Raw genomic sequence first — 4,818 nt, 5'->3', positions numbered from 1 at the left:
GCCGTCTCGGGCGCATGCGGTTCCGCATGTCCGGCTCGGTGTTCCCCGGCGACACCATGGTGCTGTCGGGCGTGGTGCGTTCGGTCGACGTCGACGCCACGGGCTGCGCGTGGGTCGCGGTCGACGTCACCCTGCGCGTGGGCGATCAGACCTGCACCGAGTGCGCGGCGCGCGTCGCCATCCCGACGGGCCCCGACGACAACCCCTGGGACCGGCGCGGCGCACGCTGGCAGCCCTGATCCGGAGGCAACACGACATGGACCTCGACCTCACGCCCGAGCAGGAGCTCCTGCGCGACACCGTGCGAGGCGTGTGCACCAAGCACGCGGGCCTCGACGTCGTCCGCCAGATGGAGGACGACCCCGTCGGCTATCCCGAGAAGTTCTGGCTGCAGCTGGCGGAGTTGGGCCTGCTCGGCCTGACACTGCCCGAGGCGTGGGGTGGCTCCGGGATGTCGATGCTCGACGCGGTCGTCGTGTACCAGGAGCTCGGGCGGGCGCTCGCGCCCTCGCCGCACTTCGTGAGCTCGGTGATCAGCGGCGGCGTGATCGCACGGGCCGGCACCGACGACCAACGGACGGAAAGGCTTCCCGCCATCGCCGCGGGCGACGCGATCGTCACCCCCGCGTGGCTCGAGCCGGGCCGCGGCTTCGGGCCCGAAGGCGTACAGTTGCGCGCCACGCCCGACGGCGACGGGTGGCGGCTGACCGGCAGCAAGCGGCACGTGCCGTTCGCACGCGCCGCCGAGCGCCTGCTCGTGCTGGCGCGCACCGACGATGGGGTCGCGCTCCTCCTGGTGGACCCGGGCGCGGACGGCGTCACGCTCGAGCAGCAACGCACCATCGCCTCGGACACGCAGTACAAGGTCGCATTCGACGGTGTGCGCGTCGGCTCCGACACGATCGTCGGCGCGACAGACGGCGGTTGGGCGACGTGGGACGCGGTGATGCACGACGGCATCATCCTGCTCGCCGCCCAGGCGGTCGGGGGAGCTCGCCAGGCGCTCGACATCACCGTGCAGTACGCCAAGGACCGGCGCCAGTTCGACAAGCCCCTCGGTGCCTTTCAGGCGATCGCCCACTACCTCGCCGACGCGGTCACCGCTGTCGACGGGGCCGAGACGCTCGTCTGGGAGGCGGCGTGGGCACGCGACGCCGGGCGGTCGCACGCGCGTCTCGCGCCGATGGCAAAGCTGTTCGCCTGTCGCACCTTCCGCGACGTCACTGCGATGGCTCAACAGGTGTTCGGGGGCGTCGGCTTCACGGTCGAGTACGACATCCAGCTCTACTTCAGGCGCGCCAAGCAACTGCAGCTGTCGTGGTGGGACGACCGCTACCTCGAAGAGCTGATCGCAACCGATGTGCTCGATGACGCGGGCACCTGACGACGCGGGTCTGCTCGACCGCTCGATCGCGACGCTCCTCGGGTACTTCGAGCTGGGGAACGAGGTCGTCGTCACGCCACACGCCAGGTTCGTCCGGAACCTCGCCTGCCACCGGATCTACGACGCCAACCACGGCACGGCGGTCCGCGCCGAGACCCCGCTCGAGATCGACGACGTCCTTCGACGGGCCGACGAGCTCTTCTCCGACATCGACCATCGCACGTTCAAGGTCGACCCGCGGACCGCGTCGGCGTTCGAGGGCTGCCTGCTCCTCGAGGGCTACACGGGCTCGAGCGAGCTCCAGCTGCTCCTCGAAGGCGAGCTCGACGCGCGTCCGCCCGACATCGACATCCGCACCGTCTCGTCCGACGCAGATTGGGAGGCGGTGGCGCACCTCACGCGTCTCGACCACGAAGAGGAGGCGAAGAAGGCGAGCCGGGAGCCGGTCGGGCCAATGGTGACCGCGCAGATGGTCGCCACCAAGCGGGTCAAGGCACCGGACCTCGCGTTTTTCCTCGCCAGAGTGGACGGCGTCGACTGCGCCTTCTTCTCCTCGTGGCCCGGTGCGAACGGCGTCGGCAAGGTCGAGGACCTCTTCACCATTCCCGCGTTCCGACGGCGCGGCATCGCCACCGCTCTCATCGCTCACGCCGTCGGCGACGCGCGCAACCGCGGTGCGGGGCCGGTGCTCATCGGTGCCGATCCCGACGACACTCCCATGCACATGTATGCAGCGATGGGCTTCCGGCCCTTCTGCGTCTTGCGGAGCTACACCCGCTGATGCCCGCAGCCGACCTCCCCTACCGCGACCCCCGACTGTCCGTCGACGAGCGAGTCGACGACCTGCTCGCGCGGATGCGCCCCGAGGAGAAGATCGCCCAGCTCGGCTGCCTCTGGATCACGTCGTTGGTCAGTGGCGAGCGGTTCGACCCCGACGCCGCGGCCGAGACGCTTCGCCACGGCATCGGCCAGGTGACGCGCATCGGCGCCTCCACCGGCTTGCGGCCGGTGGCCATCGCCAACCTCACCAACGAGATCCAGCGGGTGGCCGTGGAGCGGACCCGCCTCGGCATCCCTGTGGTCGTCCACGAGGAATCGACCGGCGGCTTCTGTGCCCGCGACGCGACCGTCTTCCCCCAGGCCATCGGGCTGGCGTCCACGTGGGACCCCTCGCTCGTCGAGGAGGTGGCCGGCGTCATCCGGCTCCAGATGCTCGCGGTCGGCGCGCGCCAGTCGCTCGCGCCCGTGCTCGACGTCGCGCGCGACCCGCGCTGGGGCCGGGTGGAGGAGACGTACGGCGAGGACCCGGTGCTCGCCGGCGCGCTCGGTGTCGCCTACGTGCGTGGCCTGCAGAGCGACGACCTCCGCGGCGGCGTGGTCGCCACGGGCAAGCACTTCCTCGCCTACGGGTTGCCCGAAGGCGGGATGAACCATGCGCCTGTCCACGTCGGACCCAGGCAGCTCCGCGAGGCGTTCGCCGAGCCGTTCGCGGCCGCCATACGCGATGCGGGGCTCGCCTCGGTGATGAACTCCTACAGCTCGGTCGACGGACTGCCGTGCGCGGGCTCGCACGCAATCCTCACCGGCCTGTTGCGCGACGAGCTCGGCTTCGAGGGCGTCGTGGTCGCCGACTACTTCTCCGTGGCCCTGCTCGTCAGCCACCACCACACCGCCGGCGACCGGGGCGCAGCGGCCGCGCAGGCGCTCGCCGCGGGTCTCGACATGGAGCTGCCCGCGATCGACTGCTTCCACGACCTCGAAGCCGAGATGGCTTCGGGCCGGCTCGACATCGAGGTGGTCGACCGAGCCGTAAGCCGCGTGCTCGCGGCCAAGTTCCGGCTCGGGCTCTTCGAGCAGCCCTACGTGGACGCGGGCGCGGCGCCGGCGCGGTTCCAGACGCGCGACCAACGGGTGCTGGCCCGCCGCGCCGCGGCCGAGTCGGTCGTGTTGCTGACGAACGACGGCGTGCTGCCGTTGCGTCCCGACATCGGCACCATCGCGGTGATCGGCCCCGGCGCCGACGACGAGCGGCTCCTGCAGGGCGACTACCACTACCCGGCGCACGTCGAGATCGTGTACCTGGGCGGCTCTCCTCCTGAGCAGCGTGCGCCTGGCGAGCCGGCGGCTCAGGAGCCGGCCGGCGTGCCCTTTCTCCCGGAGGCGGGTGGCGCGTTCGCGCCCGGCCCCTACTTCACGCCCCACGTCACACCGCTCGCCGGCCTGCGCGACGCGTTCGGCGCGGCCCGCGTCGTGCATACCGAGGGCTGTGGCGTGAGCGACGATGACCGCGGAGGAATCGACGAAGCGGTGGCGCTGGCTCGCGCCGCCGACCTCGCGGTGGTCGTGGTGGCGGGTCGCTCCGGCCTCCGCCCCGAATGCACGGTCGGCGAGGCGCGCGACGCGGTCGACCTGCGTCTCACGGGCGTCCAGGACGAGCTGGTCGACGCGGTCACCGCGACCGGCACGCCCACCGTCGTCGTGGTGCTGTCGGGCCGGGTGCACACGCTCGAGCGGGTGGCCCGACATGCTGCCGCGCTCGTGCAGCTCTGGCCGCCCGGAGAAGAAGGTGGTCACGGGCTGGCCGACGTGCTCACGGGCGTGACCGACGCGTCCGGCCGCCTGCCCGTCAGCCTCCCCCGCCATGTCGGCCAGGTGCCGGTTCACCACGGTCACCTCACCGGTGGCGGGCGCAGCATGTTCTACGGCGACTACTCCGACTCCCCCGCCGCCCCGCTGTTCCCCTTCGGCCACGGTCTGTCGTACACGACGTTCGCGTACGACCGCGTGCGCGCGCACGCGACGACGACAGCCGACCCGGTCACCGTGTCGGTCACGTTGACGAACACGGGCACGCGACCGGGAACGGAGACCGTGCAGCTGTACGCCACCGACGAGGTCGCGTCGGTGGTTCGGCCCTACCGCCAGCTGGTGGGCTTCGCGCGGGTGCCGCTCGAGCCGGGTGCGTCGTGCGACGTGACGTTCACCGTCCACCCCAGCCGGCTCGCGTTCTACGACACCGACATGCGCTTCGTGTGCGAGCCCGGCCGGGTGACGTTCCGGGTCGGCGCCTCGTCTCACGACGTCCGCGCCACTGCGAGCACCGAGCTGTCGGGCGACGTCGCCCGCTACCGCCAGCGCGAGATCGTCGCAACTCAGGTGATCGTGAGCGAGCCCGTCGCATTCTTGTCGTAGGAAGCCGTCCTCAGGACGGTTGACTACGACAAGAAGGCGAGCGCGGGCTAACGACAGGCCATCGAGCCGCTGTCGGTGTAGCTGCCGCCCGCCGCCCGGTCGAAGCTCCAGCTGTAGGAGCCGTTCCCGAGGGTGAGGTCGAGCACCCCGAAGGTGTCGGCCTGGCGGGTGAGGCTGTTGGGGGCCAGGCCCCGGAAGGCGTAGAAGCCGATGCCCCCGGTGCCCACCACGAAGGCCTGGAT

3 protein-coding genes and 1 pseudogene (1 of these 4 only partly in view) are annotated in these 4,818 nt (G+C 71.4%); all 4 read left to right on the top strand.

The annotated features are described in order from the left end of the window. Positions 1–239 (top strand): annotated as a pseudogene (locus tag E6G06_18890) (hypothetical protein) (it extends 213 nt beyond the left edge of the window). A 17-nt stretch (positions 240–256) separates the two neighbouring features. Continuing rightward, positions 257–1,384 (top strand): acyl-CoA dehydrogenase, encoded by a 1,128-nt coding sequence (locus E6G06_18885; GenBank protein TML87028.1) that lies wholly within the window; start codon positions 257–259, stop codon positions 1,382–1,384. Further along, positions 1,368–2,165 (top strand): GNAT family N-acetyltransferase, encoded by a 798-nt coding sequence (locus tag E6G06_18880; GenBank protein ID TML87027.1) that lies wholly within the window; start codon positions 1,368–1,370, stop codon positions 2,163–2,165. Before E6G06_18885 ends, E6G06_18880 begins: the two co-directional genes overlap by 17 nt. Further along, on the top strand, positions 2,165–4,576 hold the full coding sequence (locus E6G06_18875; protein TML87026.1) for a beta-glucosidase: 2,412 nt from the start codon (positions 2,165–2,167) through the stop codon (positions 4,574–4,576). The genes E6G06_18880 and E6G06_18875 overlap by 1 nt, the downstream gene beginning before the upstream one ends. The last annotated feature ends 242 nt before the right edge of the window (positions 4,577–4,818 follow it).

Source organism: Actinomycetota bacterium, from assembly GCA_005888325.1.
Lineage (GTDB): Bacteria > Actinomycetota > Acidimicrobiia > Acidimicrobiales > AC-14 > AC-14.
Note: the sequence above shows the minus strand (reverse complement) of the source record. Positions and strands in the feature narration are given on the sequence as shown.

Excerpts from the sequence above, each read along its gene's own strand:
- E6G06_18885 (TML87028.1), top strand. The coding sequence starts at position 257 with ATGGACCTCGACCTCACGCCCGAGCAGGAGCTCCTGCGCGACACCGTG.
- E6G06_18880 (TML87027.1), top strand. The coding sequence starts at position 1,368 with ATGACGCGGGCACCTGACGACGCGGGTCTGCTCGACCGCTCGATCGCG.
- E6G06_18875 (TML87026.1), top strand. The coding sequence starts at position 2,165 with ATGCCCGCAGCCGACCTCCCCTACCGCGACCCCCGACTGTCCGTCGAC.